Origin of the sequence: Gordonia sp. OPL2 (assembly GCF_003797825.1) — a bacterium.
GTDB lineage: Bacteria > Actinomycetota > Actinomycetes > Mycobacteriales > Mycobacteriaceae > Gordonia.
The window spans coordinates 76286-94785 of the sequence record NZ_RKME01000001.1; the positions used below are offsets into that span (position 1 = coordinate 76286).

16 protein-coding genes are annotated in these 18500 nt (G+C 68.2%); 7 read left to right on the forward strand and 9 right to left on the reverse strand.

What is annotated here, in order from left to right; all coding sequences use genetic code 11:
* Positions 1–14 precede the first annotated feature (14 nt).
* Positions 15–548 carry an alkyl hydroperoxide reductase gene (locus EEB19_RS00360; protein ID WP_187582106.1) on the reverse strand — a complete coding sequence of 178 codons (534 nt, stop codon included), beginning with the start codon at positions 546–548 and terminating at the stop codon, positions 15–17.
* A gap of 11 nt (positions 549–559) precedes the next feature.
* Entirely contained in the window at positions 560–1147 is a 588-nt protein-coding gene (locus EEB19_RS00365) for a peroxiredoxin (protein ID WP_187582108.1), read from the reverse strand.
* Between the two features lie 134 nt (positions 1148–1281).
* Between EEB19_RS00365 and EEB19_RS00370 the strand changes: the two genes are divergently transcribed.
* Entirely contained in the window at positions 1282–2214 is a 933-nt protein-coding gene (locus tag EEB19_RS00370; RefSeq protein ID WP_187582110.1) for a hydrogen peroxide-inducible genes activator, read from the forward strand.
* Between the two features lie 79 nt (positions 2215–2293).
* Here EEB19_RS00370 and EEB19_RS00375 read toward each other — a convergent pair whose 3' ends face one another.
* Positions 2294–4396 (reverse strand): RNA helicase, encoded by a 2103-nt coding sequence (locus tag EEB19_RS00375; protein WP_187582112.1) that lies wholly within the window; start codon positions 4394–4396, stop codon positions 2294–2296.
* Positions 4393–5400, reverse strand: a complete 1008-nt coding sequence (locus EEB19_RS00380; protein ID WP_187582114.1) for a PAC2 family protein — start codon at positions 5398–5400, stop codon at positions 4393–4395. Before EEB19_RS00380 ends, EEB19_RS00375 begins: the two co-directional genes overlap by 4 nt.
* Before the next feature lie 245 nt (positions 5401–5645).
* Between EEB19_RS00380 and EEB19_RS00385 the strand changes: the two genes are divergently transcribed.
* Together EEB19_RS00385 and EEB19_RS00390 are read left to right on the forward strand one after the other, a co-directional pair.
* A complete protein-coding gene (locus EEB19_RS00385) occupies positions 5646–6290 on the forward strand; it encodes a hypothetical protein (protein WP_187582116.1) in 645 nt (214 codons plus the stop codon).
* A gap of 126 nt (positions 6291–6416) precedes the next feature.
* Positions 6417–7541, forward strand: a complete 1125-nt coding sequence (locus EEB19_RS00390) for a DUF4192 domain-containing protein (protein WP_187582118.1) — start codon at positions 6417–6419, stop codon at positions 7539–7541.
* 10 nt (positions 7542–7551) lie between these two features.
* Here EEB19_RS00390 and EEB19_RS00395 read toward each other — a convergent pair whose 3' ends face one another.
* Positions 7552–8235: a metal-dependent transcriptional regulator gene (locus EEB19_RS00395; RefSeq protein WP_187582120.1), complete on the reverse strand. Its 684-nt coding sequence runs from the start codon at positions 8233–8235 to the stop codon at positions 7552–7554.
* Between the two features lie 194 nt (positions 8236–8429).
* Between EEB19_RS00395 and EEB19_RS00400 the strand changes: the two genes are divergently transcribed.
* Entirely contained in the window at positions 8430–9695 is a 1266-nt protein-coding gene (locus EEB19_RS00400; RefSeq protein ID WP_262365345.1) for an acetoin utilization protein AcuC, read from the forward strand.
* The gene (locus tag EEB19_RS00405) at positions 9688–12570 is read left to right on the forward strand and encodes a bifunctional GNAT family N-acetyltransferase/acetate--CoA ligase family protein (protein WP_187582122.1); all 2883 of its coding nucleotides are present in this window, start codon (positions 9688–9690) and stop codon (positions 12568–12570) included. The genes EEB19_RS00400 and EEB19_RS00405 overlap by 8 nt, the downstream gene beginning before the upstream one ends.
* 51 nt (positions 12571–12621) lie before the next feature.
* On the opposite strand, the gene EEB19_RS00410 is transcribed toward EEB19_RS00405, so the two are convergent.
* Together EEB19_RS00410 and EEB19_RS00415 are read right to left on the reverse strand one after the other, a co-directional pair.
* A complete protein-coding gene (locus tag EEB19_RS00410; protein WP_187582124.1) occupies positions 12622–13635 on the reverse strand; it encodes a sigma-70 family RNA polymerase sigma factor in 1014 nt (337 codons plus the stop codon).
* Positions 13636–13791: 156 nt separating this feature from the next.
* On the reverse strand, positions 13792–14217 hold the full coding sequence (locus EEB19_RS00415) for a DUF3099 domain-containing protein (protein ID WP_187582127.1): 426 nt from the start codon (positions 14215–14217) through the stop codon (positions 13792–13794).
* Positions 14218–14349: 132 nt separating this feature from the next.
* Between EEB19_RS00415 and EEB19_RS00420 the strand changes: the two genes are divergently transcribed.
* The gene (locus EEB19_RS00420) at positions 14350–14619 is read left to right on the forward strand and encodes a DUF3039 domain-containing protein (protein WP_187582128.1); all 270 of its coding nucleotides are present in this window, start codon (positions 14350–14352) and stop codon (positions 14617–14619) included.
* A 3-nt stretch (positions 14620–14622) separates the two neighbouring features.
* Here EEB19_RS00420 and EEB19_RS00425 read toward each other — a convergent pair whose 3' ends face one another.
* Positions 14623–15801 (reverse strand): YihY/virulence factor BrkB family protein, encoded by a 1179-nt coding sequence (locus EEB19_RS00425; protein ID WP_187582130.1) that lies wholly within the window; start codon positions 15799–15801, stop codon positions 14623–14625.
* A gap of 507 nt (positions 15802–16308) precedes the next feature.
* On the opposite strand from EEB19_RS00425, the gene EEB19_RS00430 reads away from it, so the two are divergent.
* Positions 16309–18051, forward strand: coding sequence for a DEAD/DEAH box helicase (locus EEB19_RS00430; RefSeq protein ID WP_187582132.1), 1743 nt, complete (start codon positions 16309–16311; stop codon positions 18049–18051).
* A 90-nt stretch (positions 18052–18141) separates the two neighbouring features.
* On the opposite strand, the gene EEB19_RS00435 is transcribed toward EEB19_RS00430, so the two are convergent.
* A complete protein-coding gene (locus EEB19_RS00435) occupies positions 18142–18348 on the reverse strand; it encodes a hypothetical protein (RefSeq protein WP_187582134.1) in 207 nt (68 codons plus the stop codon).
* Between the last annotated feature and the right edge of the window lie 152 nt (positions 18349–18500).

The window sequence follows — 18500 nt, forward strand, 5'->3', positions numbered from 1 at the left end:
TTCGCGTGTTCGGGTCAGACGGCGGCGAGGACCTCGGTCGTCGCAATCGTCTGCGCCACGCCGGCGACGATCGAGGCGACCTTCAACGCCTCGAAGATCGCCTCACGATCGACGCCCGCCTCGCGCAGGGTGTTCTCGTGGGCGCCGACACAGTGTTCGCAGCCGTTGATGGAGGACACCGCGAACGACCAGAGTTCGAACAGTGCCTTGTCGACACCGGGGTTGCCGATGATGTTCATGCGTAGGCCGGGACGGAGATCGTCGTACTTTCCGCCGAGGAAGCCGCGACCACGGTAGAAGACGTTGTTCATCCCCATGATCGAGGTCGCGCCGAGTGCCGCGTTGTAGGCCTCGGCCGACAAGGTGTCGGCAGCCTCGTCGGCGATCTCGGCCAGGACCTTGGCATTACGGGTCGCCGCTGCGGTCGACAGCAGCGTGCCCCACAGCTGCTCCTCGGTGAGGGCAGTGGTCCGGCTGATCGAGCCGAGATTCAGCTTCAGATCCTTGGCGTACTCCGGAAGTGCGTCCTTCAGGTTGTCGATGCTCATGCGGTCTCCTCTCAGACGCTCGCGGTGAGCAGTTCACCGGCGTCGATGGTCGGGTCGCCCTTGCGCCAGTTGCAGGCGCACAGTTCGTCGGACTGCAGCGCGTCGAGCACGCGCAGCACCTCGTCGACGTTGCGGCCGACCGAACCGGCGGTGACCGAGACGAACTGGATCTCGTTATTGGGATCGATGATGAAGGTGGCACGATCGGCGACTCCATCGGCGTTGAGAACGCCTGCAGCGGAGGCCAGTTCGCGCTTGAGGTCGCTCAACATCGGGAACGGCAGCGTCTTGAGGTCGTCATGCTGTGCGCGCCACTGGAAGTGCACGAACTCGTTGTCCACCGAGGCGCCGAGCACCTGGGCGTCACGGTCGGCGAACTCATCGTTCAGCTTGCCGAAAGCGGCGATCTCGGTGGGGCAGACGAAGGTGAAGTCCTTGGGCCAGAAGAAGACGATTCGCCACTTGCCCGGATGGTCCTCGCTGGTGACCGTGGTGAAGTAGTCGTCGGGCTGCTGTGCGTTCACCTTCGACAGGTCGCCACCGATGACGGCGGTGAGGTCGTAGGCGGGGAACTGATCGCCGATTGTGAGCAGAGCCATGCGCTGTTTCGCTCCTCGTTGTGGTGTGCGGATCGGTACGTCATGTGCGCGAAGGAATTCGTCATCAGACATGCACCATCGTGCCGGATTCTGGGCTAGAGCGAAACGTGATGATAGGCACTATATTGATAGGCATGCCCAATGGAACTTATCAGCCGTCGGTGACCGGTCTCCGGGCTTTCGTCGCGATCGCGAAACGTCGCCACTTCGGTTCTGCCGCTGAAGATCTCGATGTCAGCCAACCCACGATGTCGCAGGCACTGAGTGCGCTCGAGTCGGGACTCGGGGTGCAATTGGTGGAGCGGACCACGCGGCGTGTCTTTCTGACACCGGAAGGAGAGCGGTTGCTGCCCAGGGCGATCGCGGCGGTGGACGCCGTCGACGACCTCGTGGCCGAGGCGTCGGGCCATGGGGATCCGCTGGTGGGCGGACTGAGACTGGGGCTCATTCCCACTGTGGCGCCGTACATCCTGCCGATCGTGCTGCGCGGGATCGGTGAACGATTGCCGTCGCTCTCCCTCCAGATCGTCGAGGACCAGACCGTGCGGCTCCTTCGTCAGCTGAGAGACGGATCACTCGATGTGGCGATCATGGCGTTGCCCACCGCCGAGCGCGGGATGATGGAGATCCCCATGTACACAGAGGACTTCGTGCTCGCGCTGCCTGCCCGGCATCCGCTGGCGGGCCGCCGCCGAGTCGATCCGGCGTCGTTGGCGGATCTGCCGCTGCTTCTCCTCGATGAAGGGCACTGCCTGCGAGATCAGGCCCTGGAGGTGTGTCGGCTGGCCGGTATCGCACCCGAACTCGGTCAGACGCGGGCGGCCTCGCTCGCCACGGCGGTGCAGTGTGTGGAAGGTGGGCTGGGCGTCACCCTGATACCGCAGACGGCGGTGGCAACCGAGACCGACGGTGGCTCCCTGGCCACCGCCACCTTCGCCCGTCCGCGACCGGGTCGACGGGTCGGGTTGGTGTTCCGCGAGTCGGCGGGCCGGGCGGATTCCTACCGGACCCTGGCCGGGGTGATCTCCGAGATCGTCGACGGGACGGGCGCGGTGCGGCGTGACTGAGTGACCTGGACGGAAGCGCCGAAGTTGTCGAGCTGCCACGGATCGTCTGCCGTGCCGGCGAGACCCGAACCGACATGCGTCAACTGCCGGCGAGCGTCAGCTCTTCCCACTCGTCGACGAGGCTGGAGTCGACCCCGCGGACGGTCTCGCCGAGCTGTTCGGTGATCTCGATGACGGCAGGCGTGCTCACCGTGTTCGGCAGCCCCTGCCGCAGAACGCGATAGCAGTCGGACAGGTAGCGCAGGACGACGCCTTCACTTCGGGCGAGTCCGTAGGCCGAGATGAGTTCGTTGAACGTCATGGCGCGCTCGAGCATCTCGCGCAGCACGGACTTCGGGGAGGGCGGATAGGACGACACCCACGGGTGCCCGCGGCGATAGACGCCGTAGGCGAACTCGATCTCATCCGCGAGCGGGCGTGGCCACGTGATCTCCTCGAGGCGGGCCATGCGTTCCTCGTACTCGACCCCGTCGGCCTTCATCTCGGCCAGCGCTGCGTCACGGGCGGCCTTGCGCTGCGCGAACACGAGCGGACGGGGGTCCTCGAGCGTCGACTCCAGGATCGACACCACGTCGAGAGGGTAGGTGGCCGAGTCGGGATCGAGGATCTCGAAGGCGGCGACGGCGAACGAGGACAGCGGATTGGTGAGCGCGAAGTTCTCGGGCATGTCCACCGACAGCCGGACATTGCGGCCGTCCTCGTCGGGGGCGTCGAGCTGCACCACGATGCCCGACTCGCGCAGGCCGCGGTAGAGCTCGATGGTGTGCCGGATATGACGCAGCTGGCGATTGCGTGGTTCGTGACTCTCCTCGAGCAGGTGACGCATCGCGGCGAAGCAGTCGCCGGGTCGCGACAGCACCTCCATGAGGATGGCGGTGGTCATCCGGAAATGGGATCGCAGGGGTTCGTCGGGTGCGTCGATCAACTGCGTGAAGGTCTTCTCGCCCCACGACACGAAACCCTCAGGGGGCTTCTTGCGCACCAGCTTTCGGAGCTTCTTCGGGTCGTCGCCCGCCTTCGCGACAGCCCGCGCGTTCTCGACGTCGTGCTCGGGGGCCTGCGCGACGACGTAGCCGACGGTGTCGAATCCCGCACGGCCGGCCCGGCCGGCGATCTGATGGAACTCACGGGCGCGCAGACGCCGCACCCTAGTGCCGTCGTACTTGCTCAGCGAGGCGAAGAGCACCGTGCGGATGGGAACGTTGATGCCGACGCCGAGGGTGTCGGTCCCGGCGACCACCTTCAGCAGTCCCTGTTGGGCCAGCCGCTCCACGAGCCGTCGATAGCGGGGCAGCATGCCGGCGTGATGGACGCCGATCCCGGCGCGCAACAGCTTCGACAGGGTCGAGCCGAATCCGGTGTGGAAGCGGAAGTCGCCGATGGCGTCGGCGATCACCGCTCGCTCGGCCTTGTCCGCGATCTTCGCCGACAGCAGTGCCTGTGCCCGCTCGACGGCGGCCGCCTGGGTGAAGTGGACGACGTAGATCGGGGCACGGCCGGCGGCGATCAGTTCCTCGATCGTCTCGTGTATCGGTGTGATCGCGTAGCTGTGCTCGAGCGGCACCGGACGTTCGGTGCCGGTGATCGCCGTCGTCGGCCGCCCTGTGCGCCGCCCCAGGTCGTCGACGAAGAACGACACGTCGCCCAGTGTCGCCGACATCAGCAGGAACTGGGTGTGGGGGAGTTCGAGGATGGGCACCTGCCACGCCCAGCCGCGGTCGGGTTCGCCGTAGTAGTGGAACTCGTCGGCGACGAGCATGCCGATGTCGCTGCGCGGGCCGTCGCGCAGTGCGAGGTTCGCGACGATCTCCGCCGTGGCACAGATGATCGGCGCATTCGCGTTGACGGCGGCGTCGCCGGTGAGCAGGCCGACGTCCTCGGCGCCGAAGGTGGCGCACAACTCGAAGAACTTCTCGCTGACCAGAGCCTTGATGGGTGCGGTGTAGACGGCGCGCTCGCCCCGGCACCGCGCGAAATAGATGGCCCCCGAGGCGACGAGGGACTTGCCCGACCCAGTCGGGGTCGCGAGGATCACGTTGCCGCCCGAGATCAACTCGAGCAGTGACTCCTCCTGATGGGGGTAGAGCTCGATGCCGCGGTCGTTCCACCAGGATGTGAACTTCTCGAAGGCGGTGTCCTCGTCGGCGGCCGGTGTCAGGTACACCTCACCGGCGGCGGTCACATCGGTGATGGGGGACCGCCTGGCTCGTCCGGCCCGCCGAACGGACCGGTCCCGAACCGGTCGTCGTCCTCGCCACCGTCACGCATCTGCTCGGCCAGGAACTTCTCGAGTTCGGCGCCGAGTTCTTCTCCGCTGGGCAGGTCGGATTCGGCCGCCAGCAGGGACGCACGCTCTTCCTGAGCCTGGGTGAAGGTGTCGTACTGCGCCTCGAGCGCGGTGACGACCGACTCGATCTCCGCATTGCCGGAGACCTCGGCATCGATCTGCGTCCGCACCTTGGCCGCCGCGTTGTCGAGCGCCGTGATCGGCAGTTCGAGGCCGGTGAGTTCACCCACGGCGTCGAGCAGTCGCGCCGAGGCCGCCGGGTAATCGGCCTGCGACAGATAGTGCGGCACGTGGACCGACAGTCCGGCGGCGCGGTAATCGTGTTCGCTCATGCGGAGCTCGAGCAGCATCGAGGCGCTGGCCGGCAGTTTCATCGCCGATCCCCAGCGCGGGAGATCACCGAGACGCTCGGGCTCGCTGCCGTGGGCGGTGATCGACGGGGGCCGCGTGTGCGGGACCGCCATCGGGATGGCGTTCAGTCCGATCACGTCGGTGACGCCGAAGCGCTCGGCGAGGCCACGGACGGCCTCCACGAACTGCTCCCAGCGCAGATCGGGTTCGGACCCGGCGAGCAACAGGAACGGTCGTCCGGCCGTGTCGCGGATGGCGTGCATGGTCAACGACGGCATCTCGACGTCGGTGAACGTGTCGCCGTTGAAGCTGATGGTGGGCCGACGCGAGCGATAGTCGATCAGTTCGTCGCTGGAGAACGTGGCCACCAGTTCGGAGTCCAGGGCATCCCGCAGGTGCTGGGCGGCGAGCGCGACCGCATGGCCGGCGTCGGCGAACCCGTTCAACGCGTGGACCAGCACGGGGCCGGTGCCCTCGTGGTCGGTGACCTGGGGTGCGGGGAACTCGAGTGAGTACAGCGAACTGCGCTCGACGGACTTGTCGTCCATGAGTCGTCCCTCCTCGGTGTCGTGTGGAGAAGATTCTCCCGCATCAGAGCGGTCCGAGGCCAATTCCCCCGGTTGACGCGGTATCGGTGAGTTCAACAACGATCGGTGGGGGTCGATTCCCGCCGCTCGTGCCCGGGTCGCCGATACCGCTGGGTGTCGGTGCGCGTGATGGTGACCCGGCGGTGGCACAGTGGGACCTTGTGACCGGAACAGAACGCCTCAGAGCGCGTCGGGGAGTCGCTCTCGTGCCGTTCGTGGTCGTGGCGCTGTGTCTTGCACTGTCCGGGTGCAGTGTCGACGGGCAGGCCACGGCCGGGGCGGGCGATCTCGCGGAGAAGTCCGTGTCGCCCCGCGATTTCCCCGGAGGTACCGCGAGCCGGGTCCCGGCCCCCGCGGTCCCCGCCGCCCTCGCCGACCTCACCGGACGTCCGCTGCACGGGTCGGTGGTCCCGGCCGAGTGCACTCCCGTCGCCGTTCCGTCCGACGGTGCGGTCGTGCTCGTCGGGCCCTCGCCGACGACCCCGACAGCCACCTTCACCTCGGCGGTCGCTCATGCCGGGGACACGGTCGACGATGTGACCGAACTCGCGGGCCGCTGCCCGCACACGACATCGGGCTCGGTGCCCACGGCCGAGTCGGCGGTGACCACCGAGGTCGTCCCGGCACCCGGCCGTGACGCGGTGCAGACCGGGGCGATCCGCCGCACGATCTCCACAGGCGGGCCGGGAGCGGCGCCGATGATCACGTCGACGACAACGCTCATGGCGCAACGTGAGGATGTGCGCGTACTCGTCGACTACCGGCAGCAGGGTGGCGAGGCGATGTCACCCGAGGCCGGAGCCCAACTCGACGCACTGTTCGACGCGGCAGTCGACGCCGCCTTCGGCTGAGCCGTCTCGCGCTCTCGCGACGCATCGGTGCAGGTAGATCTGTGGAGTGTTCGGGCTCTGTGCACAACCCGCCCGTGACGGGTCGATGACGGCGGACGCGGCCGGCCCGCCCGCGACGATTCGGGCATGTCACCCATTCCCAGTGCCCGCCCGCTGTCCCCCACCGGCCTGCTGACCGCTGTGCCGGGGCTGCTCGGATTCATCCCCGACCGCTCGATTGTGATCCTGGCGTTCGGCGACGACCCCCGCATCGTGCGGACCGCGATGCGCCATGACCTCGTCGTCGACGGCGACGGTGAGCCGGTCCCGGCCCTCGCCGAGCTGTTCAGCAGCCTCGCCGACGTCTGCGTGCGCAACGACGTGCGGGCGGCCGTACTCGTGATCGTCGACGACAGGTTCCCCGCCGCCGACCTCAGGTATCGGCGGGTGTGTGCGATCGCCGACCGTCGATTCGCCGAGATCGGCGGGATCGCAACAGGTTTCGTTGTCCCTGAGTTGGCAGAGGGTGGTCGCTGGCTCACCGTCTGGGAAACAGGCCGCGAGCCCGGCGGCCCCGGGGCGGTCATCCCGATCGCGGGCGACGCCCCGACGCGGGGGCGCCTGGGCGACCCTCAGTCGAGTCCGACCGCACTTGCGCGAGCCGTGCGGACCGGACATGGGGTGCTCGCGCGTCGCTCCGACATGGAGGCGATGCTCGCCCCGCTCGAGCACTGCACCGGACCACATCTCGACGACGCCGCCGGACAAGCCTGCGTCGACGATGCGGACGAGATGGATGATGCGACCCTGTTGCGCGTCGTCGTCCACCAGGTGATCGTGGCCTCGGGTCCGCGACGACCCGACGAGGCGGCAGATCTCGGCTGTGCGGAGGTGACCCGTCTGGGTGTCGCACTGACCCGGCTGCCGGTCCGGGACGCCGCACTGAGTTTCGCGGTCACCGATCTGCGCGGGGCGGCGGAGTCGCTCTGGCGTGAACTCGCGCGCCGGCTCCGCGGCTCAGCGCAGGCCAGCGCGGCGACGATGCTGGCGCACCTGCATTACATCAACGGCGAGGGTGGGCATGCGGGCGTGGCACTCGATCACGCGTTGCGTGCCGACCCCCGCTGGTCGTTGGCCACCCTCCTCGACAGTGCGCTGCGAGGCGGACTCGCCCCACGACTGCTCGACGACATGATCGACGACTGCTACGACATCGCCGAGCGGCTCGGTGTGCCACTGCCGGCGCCGACCCTCGAACGGGACGCCGGCTGAGAGCGGTCGATCAGACCTTCTCCACGAACACCGAATGCGCCATCTCGTCCGACAGTTCGAGACCGTCGTGTCCGGGTGAGCTCAGCACGGCCTTGCCGGGCGTGAGGGTGACCGTGACTCGTGCGTTGGGGACGACACCGGCGTCGCGAAGGTCGCTGATGAGTGCGTGATCGGACTGGGCGTGCTCGGACAGCCGGCGCACGATCACGACGACCGGATCCCCCTGTGGGAGATCGGAGAGCCGGGTCGCGCTGTCGCCGAGGGGGGCCTGCTGGGCGCCAAGGAGTTCGAGCCCCGGGATCGGGTTTCCGTAGGGGGAGGTCGTCGGGTTGTCGAGAACGGTGAGCAGACGACGCTCCACGTTCTCGCTCATGACGTGCTCCCAGCGGCAGGCCTCCTCGTGGACCTCGTCCCACGGCATGCCGATGACGTCGACGAGCAGTCGCTCGGCGAGCCGATGCTTGCGCATGACCGCGATCGCGAGCTCACGGCCCTTGTCGGTCAGCTCGAGGTGCCGGTCTCCGGCGACGTGGAGCAGACCGTCTCGTTCCATACGCGCGACCGTCTGCGAGACGGTCGGACCGCTCTGCTCCAACCGTTCGGCGATGCGTGCGCGGAGGGGGACGATCCCTTCCTCTTCGAGGTCATAGATCGTCCGCAGGTACATCTCGGTGGTGTCGACAAGATCGTTCACTGTGCGCAGTCCCTTCGTCTATGCCCAAGGGTACCTTGACCAGCACCTGGAATCTGTTGCCCATGTGTCGTCGCGTCGGGTGAATTGTCGGGATCCGCGGCCCGCGTCATCGGTCCCGGCCGGGGACGCGCCCGTCCACGGTGGGCGGACCGTGAACGTCGTCGGCGCGCCCGGCGACCCACTAGCCTGGGTTCGTGACGCGGACAAGTGGCGACGAGGCGGCGGCAGTCATCTGGAGCGAGGACTTCCTGTCCTACAAGTGGGCACACACCCACCCGATGAACCCCGTCCGGCTGGCCCTGACGATGACGCTGGCCCAGAGCCTCGGTGTCCTCGACGGCGTCGACAGTCGGGCGCCCCTCCAGATCGACGACTCGGCGTTGACCGTCGTTCATTCGACCGACTACATCGACGCGGTCCGCGCCGTCGGCTCGGGCACGGCCTCGCTGTCCGGCCCGCTCCTCGAACGCCTCTTCGGACTCGGTGACGCCGACAACCCCGTGTTCGACGGAATGCACGAGGCCGCTCGACTGCTGGTCGGCGGCACACTCGCCGCCGCGCAGGCGGTGGGTTCGGGCTCGGTGCGCCGGGCGGTGAACATCAGCGGCGGGATGCACCACGCGATGCGTGCCCGCGCGGCCGGATTCTGCATCTACAACGACTGTGCGATCGCGATCGATTGGCTGCTGGACAACGGATTCGACCGGATCGCCTACATCGACATCGACGCACATCACGGTGACGGTGTGCAGGCGGCGTTCGCCGCCGATCCGCGTGTGCTGACGGTCTCGCTGCACCAGCACCCGGCGACGTTGTGGCCCGGCACCGGTTGGCCCACCGAGGTCGGCGACGATGCGGGACAGGGCAGCGCGGTGAACCTGCCGCTCATGCCCGACGTCACCGACCGGCTCTGGCTGCGGGCGTTCCATGCGGTCGTGCCGTCGGTGCTCGAGCAGTTCCGCCCGCAGATCCTGATCAGTCAGTGCGGCGTCGACAGCCACCGCGCCGACCCGCTCACCGACCTCGCACTGACGGTCGACGGGCAGCGGGCGGCCATGCAGGCGATGCGGGGTTTCGCCGAGAAGTACTGCGACGGGCGCTGGATCGCCGTCGGGGGAGGCGGCTACGGAGTCGTCAACGTCGTGCCGCGCAGCTGGGCGCATCTGCTCGCCGTCGTCCTCGACCGCGATGTCGATGTCGACACCGCCATCGACGACTCCTGGTGCGCCACGGCCGAACAGATCGCCGAGCAGGTGCACTCGGAGTACGCGCAGTCGCCGGTCGCGGTCATGGGCGACGGGGGAGACGTGGACTTCGTGGCCTGGGACGGGGACACCGGCCAGCCGCCGCCCGAGGGGATCAGCGACTCCGCCCAACGCCAGACCGACCGGGCCATCCTGGCCACCCGTCGTGCGGTGTACCCGCTGCACGGTCTCGATCCGGAGGACCCGCGTGACTGATCAGGACCTGACACCGGCGGCAGAGGGCGCGCCGATCGCCGAGCAGCCGCAACCGCGCGAACCGTGGGACTACCCGCGGCACTGGATCGCCGACGTGTTGGCGTCCGACGGCGGTGTCGTGCACCTGCGGCCGATCGTGCCCGACGACGCCGACCGGGTGGTGCGCTTCCACGGCGGTCTGTCGGAACGGACCCGCTACATGCGGTACTTCGGCCCCACACCGACCCTCCCTCCCCGCGAGGTGGCGCGGATGACGACGGTCGACTACCAGAAGCGGGTCGCCCTGGTCGCCGTCCTCGGTGGGGACATCATCGCGATCGGTCTGTACGAGGGTCTCGAGTTCGACGGCAAACCGGAGTCAGCGGAGGTGGCGTTCGTGGTCGCCGACGACCACCAGGGACGCGGCCTGGGACCGATACTGCTCGAGCATCTCGCCGGCGCCGCGGCGGAGAACGGTTTCACCCGATTCGAGGCCGAGGTGCTCAGCGAGAACCCCAACATGGTCGCGGTGTTCCGCGACGCGGGCTACCAGCTTTCGCGGAGTTTCGACGGCAGCACCGTGCACGTCGAGTTCCTGATCGACCCGACCGAGGCGATGACGTCGGTGCGCAACGCCCGCGAACGCGCGTCGGAGGCGCGCAGCGTGGCCAATCTGCTGCGCCCGTCGTCGGTCGCGGTGATCGGTGCCTCCACCGATCGCAAGAAGGTCGGAAACGCGTTGCTGGCCAACATCATCGCCGGAGGATTCACCGGGCCGGTGTTCCCGGTGAACGGTCCGGGCGCCCCCGACGACGCCGACGACGCCTCCGCGGAGGAGGCCGACGGGGCGGCCCGATCGCACGGTCCCGGTCCGGCGCGGTCCACGCCCGCGCAACGTCGCGGCCACCCGCGCCCACCGTCGGTCCGGGGTATCCGCGCCTACCGCACCGTCCGCGACATCCCCGACCCGGTCGACCTCGCGGTGGTCGCTGTGCCCGCGGCGACTGTCGACGACGTCCTCGACGACTGCCTGGTCAAGGGAGTCCGTACGCTCGTCGTCGTCTCGTCGGGCTTCGGCGAGGCCGGGGAGGCAGGACTGGAGAGCGAACGCAGGCTCGTCGACCAGGTTCGCGAGCACGGCATGCGTCTGGTCGGGCCGAATGCGTTGGGGGTCGCCAACAACGATCCCGATGTGGCGCTGAACGCAACGCTGGCGCCCCGCATACCGGCGGCCGGCCGCGTGGGGTTCTTCTGCCAGTCCGGTGCCCTCGGCATCGCGATCCTCGACACCGCCGCGCGCCGGCAGATCGGTCTGTCCACGTTCGTCTCGGCGGGCAACCGCGCCGACGTGTCCGGCAACGACCTCCTGCAGTACTGGGACTCGGACACCTCCACCGATGTCGTGCTGCTCTACCTGGAGAGCTTCGGTAATCCGCGGAAGTTCTCCCGGATCGCGCGCCGGGTGTCGCGGTCGAAACCCATCGTCGCGGTGAAGTCCGGCAAGGGTGCGATGACCGCGGCACGCGCGGCGCGGTCGTCGGCCTCGAGTCTCGACGACCAGATCGCCCAGATGGTGCTCGAACAGGCCGGTGTGATCCAGGTGCACACCATCTCCGAATTGTTTGACTGCGCAACGGTGTTCGCGTATCAGCCGATTCCTCGTGGACCGCGGACGCGGATCATCGGCAACTCGTCGGTCCTGGGCAGCCTGGCTGCCGACACCGCCCGCGGAGGTGGCCTCGAGGTCATCGACACCATCGACCTCGGAGCCGGCGCCACCGAGGACGCATTCGAGGCTGCGGTCACCGACGCGATGGCCGATCCGTCCGTGGACGCGGTGATCGTGGTCTTCGTGCCGCCTGTCGCGGTCGATGCCGATTGGCATGCGCGGGCGCTGATGGCGGCCGCCAACACACCGACCGCCGATGGACCGAAACCCATCGTCACGACGTTCCTCGCCGTCGAAGGCATTCCGCCAGGACTGATGAAGCCGGGACCCAACGGTCTCCCACAGGCCGGGTCGATCCCGTCCTACGGCAGCCCGGAACGAGCCGCGAACGCGCTGGCACGGCTGTGGCAGTACGCCCGCTGGCGCCGGCGTCCCGAGTCGGAGATCCATCGACCCGACGGCACGGATCCCGAAGCCGCGCGGACGTTCGTGCGCGAGGCGATGGACGTTCCCGGCGGGGCACACCCGGGGACACAGACTCCGGCCGATCAGGGCGGACAGACCCTCGGGCATGTCGAATCGGCGACGCTGCTCGGCTGGTACGGCATCCCGATCGTGCCGTTCCGCGAGGTGAGCACCATGCACGAGGCGTCGGCGGCGGCCCGGGACCTCGGCTTCCCGGTGGCGGTCAAGGCGACCTCCGACACCTGGCGCGGACGGCTCGACCGGGAGGGAGCGCGACTCGACCTGCCCGACGCCACCGCCGTCGTGACCGCGTTCACCGAACTGACAGATCTGACCGGCGATCGGGTGCTGCACGTCCAGAAGATGGCTCCCAAGGGGATCGGGACCATGATCCGGGTGCGCGACGACCCGTCGTTCGGTTCGCTGATCTCGTTCGGTCTGTCGGGACGGACGTTCGATCTGCTCGGCGATCACGGATACCGCGCCATACCGCTGTCGGCGCTGGACGCGGCCGAACTCGTCGACGAGCCGCGGTCGGCGCCGTTGCTCGCAGGCTATGCGGGGGAGCCGCCGGTCGACCGTGACGCACTGGCCGATCTGCTGTTGCGGATCTCGACCCTCGTCGACGACATCCCGGAGGTCCGCGAGGTGCTGTGTGACCCGATCCTGGCGTCGCCGGACGGCGTCTCGGTCCTCAACGCCCTGATACGTGTCGGCCCGGTGCCCACACGAGCGGACACCGGGCCGAGACGACTGGGGTGATCAGACGGTGCTCCGTCGGCACACGCCGGCGGACACCGCGATGCTAGATCATCAGCTGGCGTAGGCGCGCAGACGTTCGGCGCGTTCCCCCTGACGCAGCTTGCCCATGACCTCACGTTCGATCTGGCGCACGCGTTCGCGCGACAGACCGAACATGCGGCCGATCTGGTCGAGTGTGCGCGGCTGGCCGTCGTCGAGACCGTAGCGCATCCGGATGACCTGCTGTTCACGCTCGTCGAGCGTCGACAGCACCGACCGGATGTCGGAGTGCAGCAGGCCGGCGATCACGGCATTCTCCGCCGAGGTCGCCTCGGCGTCCTCGATGAAATCGCCGAGCGGGGCCTCCTCGTCGCTTCCGACCGGCATGTCCAGGCTCACCGGGTCGCGGCTGTGGTCGAGCAGATCAGCGATCTTCTCGGCCGGGATGCCGGACTCGTTGGCCAGTTCGTCGTCGGTCGCCTCGCGGCCGAGCTGCTGATGCAGTTCCCGCTTGATGCGCGCCAGCTTGTTGACCTGCTCCACCAGGTGGACGGGAAGGCGGATCGTGCGACTCTGATCGGCCATGCCGCGGGTGATGGCCTGACGAATCCACCACGTGGCATACGTCGAGAACTTGAAACCCTTGGCGTAGTCGAACTTCTCCATGGCGCGGATCAGGCCGAGGTTGCCTTCCTGGATCAGGTCGAGCAACGGCATGCCGCGACCCGTGTAGCGCTTCGCGAGCGACACGACGAGACGCAGGTTGGCCTCCAGCAGATGCGAACGGGCGTACTCACCCTCGCGCACGATGATCGCCAGATCGCGCTTCTTGGTGGCCGAGAGCCGCTTCTTGGTCGCCAGGAGGTGCTTGGCATAGAGCCCGGCCTCGATCTGCTTGGCGAGTTCGACCTCCTGCTCGGCGTTGAGCAGGGCCGTACGGCCGATGCCGTTGAGATAGACGCGGACGAGGTCGGCTGCCGGTGACTGGGCGTCGAGATCCTGTTCGGTCATCGCGGGGCGGGTCCGGGCGGGATCATCGGTGAATCCAGTAGTCGTGGTCGGGCGTGAAACTGTCGAGCGTGACATTCGGCCTCCTGACTTGAGTGCGTTCAAGGGGTTCAACGCGAACAGGTGGGCGAAAGTTCCCGGGACACCTCGACCCGCGGTCGCGTTCGCCGTCGCTGACCTGCGCATACGCCGGCGAGTGCAGCCGGGTACATGAGAAGTTGCTGAGAGTGTGGGTCAGCGGGAACGACGGTCGTGCTCGTCGCGACGGACGTCGTCGGATGGCTCTGCCGTCGAGTCGACGATCCGCGACTCCAACGATGGCCCGGGGCCGCCCAGGGGCGGCGGGCCGACCACGGAATGGTCGGCGCCGTATTTGTACTGGGGAACCTCGCCACGCTTGCGGGGCGGCCGGTCGTTCGCGATGAGCACTGCTATCCACGGGATCGGGATGGAGGCGGCGACGATCGCCAGGGCGAGCAGACCCGAACCGGTCGAGCTGTAGACGATCCCGGCGATCACCAGGGCGGGGACGCGAAAAGCCATCAGCGTCAAGTACTTGCGCACACGCGTGCGGTGCTGATCCTCCAGCGATTGCTGCGCGTGGGTGATCAGAAAGGCTTCGGGGTCGGTTCCGTGCCCCGTAGATCCTTCTCTGCCCATGTCTCCACCATCCCACTTCGATGTCACGGATGCACTCGCGCCCCCTGCACAGGGAACCGTCCGGGTGATGTCTCACAGAGGTCATTCGGAGCGGTCCCCCTTTCGGCGTTGTGGTGACGCACAATGGTCTGTATGGGAACTCAGACAATCGAGCGGCCGGACCTCGACGAGAAGACCGATGTCGACGAACGGCCCGATGCCGACAGCACCGACCAGGGTGATGACGATCGCCCCAAGTTCTTCCACTACGTGAAGAAGGACAAGATCGCGGAGAGCGCGGTCATGGGCAATCACGTGGTGGCGTTGTGCGGGGAGACATTCCCCGTGACCCGGTCGGCCAAACCAGGCTCACCGGTCTGCCCGAAGTGCAAGAAGATCTACGCGCGGATGCGCAAGGAGTGACCCTCAGGGGTCCGGGTGGTCGCGCGGCTTCGTCGGCCGCCCGGACTCGGCGGTCGTCCGGCCCCGGCGTATCGGCCCGGTGGCGAGCCGATCGGGCAGCGTCTTGAGCTGTCCGGTGAAATCGGAGGTCTGCGAGGAGACCCAGTCGCGCACCTGGGTCGTCGGCGACGGTTTGGCCGGCCACAGCGATTGCACCGCGGCATTGAATTCCGCGCCGACGACGATCGCGAAGCCGAGGAAGAACGTGAACAGCAGGAACGCGATGGGTGTGGCGAGCGCACCGTAGGTGTAGCCCGCCCGTGTGATCGCGGTCAGGTACATGCGCAGGATGTAACTCGCCACCCAGAAGAACACCCCGGCGACGATGGCTCCGCCGACCAGGCGATGCCACGGCAGGGGATTCGGCAGCGCCAGGTGATAGAGGGTCGTCAGCACGATCAGCAGCAGCGCCGCGACGAACGGGAAATAGCCGTAGTCGATCAGATTGGTGATGATCGGGTCCCACGAGTCCGGCACGATCTCGTGCAGATAATTCGGTCCCAGCGCGACCAGCGGAAGCACGAAGACGGACACCAGCAGGAACCCGATGTAGAGGAGCAACGCGAAGATCCTCTGCCACACCGGGTTCCGCACCTCGTGTTGATCATGGGCGCGCACGATGGATGCGACGAAGCAGGAGACCGCCGACGATCCGGCCCACAGGGAGATGAGGAAGCCTGCCGAGATGACCCCGACACGTCCGCGCCCGAGCACGTTGTCGACGGTCGGCGTGATGAGGTCGGTGACGACGCTCTCGGAGAAGGTGCGGTTGGCGAACGAGATGATCCGGTCGTAGATGACGTCGACGGTGTCCGGGCCGAACCAGCCGGACACGTAGCCGACGCTGCCCAGGAGCCCGAGGATCAGCGGCGGCAACGACAGCGCCTGCCAGAAGGCGGCCTGCGCCGCCCAGCCGACGATGCCGTCGTCCCAGGCCTTCTTGGTGGTCCGCCACACGAGTACGTGCAGATTGGGCAGGACCGGCGGCCCGGGTTCGTGGGGGACGTCGATCGGATTGTCGTGACCGGGGTCCGACGAGGCGCTGTGATCGTGATCGGTGGTGGCGTCGTCGCGATCGCCGGACTCCGAGGCAGGGTTCCCGGTGGCCGACGCCCCCGGGGCGGATCTCCCGGACGCGGACATCCCGGGGCTCGCCGTGCGGGGATCGACCGGTGCCGGCTGCCGGGCGGACCGGGCCCGAGGCGCGGCGTTCTGCTGGGGCGGGCGTGCCGGGAGGGGGGTCGTCGGCGTCCCGGGATCGATGAGCGGGATCGTCGGTGAGGTCGGCGGTATAGGGGCCTCGCCGCGACGGGTACGCCGGTAGCGGGCATCGGCCGACGACGTGCTGTCCTCGGTGATCGGTGCTGGGTTCCGCTCACGACTGCTGATGGCTCGATCATCCCTGATCGCGGAAACAAACGGGTGACCGGTCCGGGTGCGGTGCGTCGCCGTGACGAACCCGACCGTCGGCGGGCGGGGTCTGTCGGCCCACGTCGGGCCACGGACTGCGCGTCGGGCGCGCTGTCGTCGGTGGCCCCCGGTAGCATGGCGGACGTCCCCTCGTGTGGTGATCGCATGCCCGAGGGGACGTTTCATGCGCCGGAGCGTGCCGCCCGGAGTGATCGAACTGGTGTCAGGAGCAGTGCAGGAGTGACCTCAGCAGCCGACGACCCGACCATCGACGACGTCGCCGCCCCGGCGGGCCCGCCGCTGCGTGCGTGGCAGCGCCGTGCCCTGACGAGGTATCTGACCCGCCGGCCGGTCGACTTCCTCGCCGTCGCGACGCCGGGCGCCGGCAAGACCACCTTCGGTCTGCGGGTCGCCAGTGAGTTGCTGGCCGATCGGACGGTGGATCAGATCGCCGTCGTGACACCGACGGAACACCTCAAGCACCAGTGGGCGGAGGCCGCCGCGCGTGTGGGCATCGCCCTGGACTCGCGCTTCAGCAACTCCACCGGCCAGACGAGCTCCGACTATCACGGGGTGGCCCTCACCTACGCGCAGGTCGCAGCACACCCCACCCGGCACCGGGTGCGCACCGAGAACCGGCGGACCCTGGTCATCCTGGACGAGATCCACCACGGCGGAGACGCGAAGTCGTGGGGCGAGGCCATCCGCGAGGCCTTCTCCGATGCGACGCGCAGGCTTGCGTTGACGGGTACCCCGTTCCGTTCCGACGATTCACCGATCCCGTTCGTCACCTACGAGCCCGAGGGCGGGGGTGTCCTGCGCTCGAAGGCCGACCACACCTATGGGTACGCCGATGCGCTCGCCGACGGTGTCGTCCGTCCCGTGGTGTTCCTCGCCTACAGCGGTCAGGCCAGCTGGCGCACGAGCGCGGGCGAGGAGTTCACCGCCCGGCTCGGAGAACCGTTGTCGGCCGAGCACACCGCTCGAGCGTGGCGCACAGCGCTCGACCCGCACGGCGACTGGATTCCCTCTGTTCTCGAGGCGGCGCACACGCGTCTGAAGCAGCTGCGGGCGGCCGGAGTCCCCGATGCCGGCGGACTCGTGATCGCCACGGATCAGACGGTGGCCCGCGACTACGCCGAACTGCTCACCGCGATCAGTGGCCGCAAACCGACACTCGTGCTGTCCGACGACCCGAAGTCGTCGTCGCGGATCGCGGAGTTCGCCGCCTCCGACGACGAGTGGATGGTCGCGGTCCGCATGGTGTCCGAGGGCGTCGACGTCCCACGGCTGGCGGTCGGTGTCTACGCGACGAGTTCGTCGACGCCGCTGTTCTTCGCGCAGGCGATCGGCCGATTCGTGCGGTCACGCCGGCCCGGCGAGACGGCCAGCGTGTTCCTGCCGTCGGTCCCGGTGCTGCTCAATCTGGCGAGTCAGATGGAGGCCGAGCGTGACCACGTGCTCGGCAAACCGCACCGGGAGAGCGATGGCCTCGATGACGCGCTGCTCATCGACGCCAACAAACAGAAGGACGAGCCGGGCGAGGAGGAGAAGGCGTTCCAGTCGCTGCACGCCGATGCCGAACTGGACCAGCTGATCTTCGACGGTGCCTCGTACGGCACCGCGACCTTCTCCGGCAGTGAGGAGGAGTCGGAGTACCTGGGGCTGCCCGGACTCCTCGACGCCGATCAGGTCCGCGAACTCCTCCGCAAGCGCCAGGCCGAACAGGTGGCGGAGCGATCGGCGGCCGCGACGGTGACCCCCGCGGCGGTGCCGGCGGAACCGGCACGCCCGGCCGGCGAGAATCTGCACGCGCTCCGCAAGGAACTCAACACCCTGGTCGCGATGCATCATCACCGGACCGGGAAGCCGCATGGAATGGTGCACAACGAACTGCGTACCCGCCTCGGTGGTCCGCCGACCGCGATGGCCACGGCGGATCAGCTGCGCGAGCGCATCGCTGCGCTGCGCGAGTGGCGCTGACCGCACGACCTTGACGCCACAGCGACCGACAGCGGAGGGCCCGACCGGATGACCGGTCGGGCCCTCTGCTCAGTCGTTGTCAGCTGTGGATCAGACGAGTTCGCCCTCGGATTCCACGACGGTGGCCGAGAGCTCCACCAGCTTGGTCTCATGCTCGTTGAAGTGGTGGCGGCAGAAGAGAAGTTCTCCGCCGGCGGGCAGTACTGCCCGCACCTTTGCGGCAGCGCCGCAGCGGTCGCAGCGGTCGGCAGCGGTCAGCGGCATGTAGATCGGGGGTGTGGTGGCGGTGTCTGACATGATTCCTCCGTCCCGGTCCGGCGGTTCCGTGCGGTGCCGGTCGCCTTTCCCTTCGTGAGCCGACGCATCGGTGTGTGCGTCACCCTCACCCTTTCAGACGTTTGGGGGTTTCGTATTGTTCCTCGCGTCGCCCGGGTGTGTCGTCACTCACC

Bases quoted from the DNA above. Each gene is read 5' to 3' on its own strand.
- EEB19_RS00370 (WP_187582110.1), top strand. From the start codon at position 1,282: ATGCCCAATGGAACTTATCAGCCGTCGGTGACCGGTCTCCGGGCTTTC.
- EEB19_RS00425 (WP_187582130.1), bottom strand. From the start codon at position 15,801: ATGTCCGCGTCCGGGAGATCCGCCCCGGGGGCGTCGGCCACCGGGAAC.
- EEB19_RS00380 (WP_187582114.1), bottom strand. From the start codon at position 5,400: ATGGACGACAAGTCCGTCGAGCGCAGTTCGCTGTACTCACTCGAGTTC.
- EEB19_RS00365 (WP_187582108.1), bottom strand. From the start codon at position 1,147: ATGGCTCTGCTCACAATCGGCGATCAGTTCCCCGCCTACGACCTCACC.
- EEB19_RS00420 (WP_187582128.1), top strand. From the start codon at position 14,350: ATGGGAACTCAGACAATCGAGCGGCCGGACCTCGACGAGAAGACCGAT.
- EEB19_RS00360 (WP_187582106.1), bottom strand. From the start codon at position 548: ATGAGCATCGACAACCTGAAGGACGCACTTCCGGAGTACGCCAAGGAT.
- EEB19_RS00390 (WP_187582118.1), top strand. From the start codon at position 6,417: ATGTCACCCATTCCCAGTGCCCGCCCGCTGTCCCCCACCGGCCTGCTG.
- EEB19_RS00415 (WP_187582127.1), bottom strand. From the start codon at position 14,217: ATGGGCAGAGAAGGATCTACGGGGCACGGAACCGACCCCGAAGCCTTT.
- EEB19_RS00410 (WP_187582124.1), bottom strand. From the start codon at position 13,635: ATGTCACGCTCGACAGTTTCACGCCCGACCACGACTACTGGATTCACC.
- EEB19_RS00435 (WP_187582134.1), bottom strand. From the start codon at position 18,348: ATGTCAGACACCGCCACCACACCCCCGATCTACATGCCGCTGACCGCT.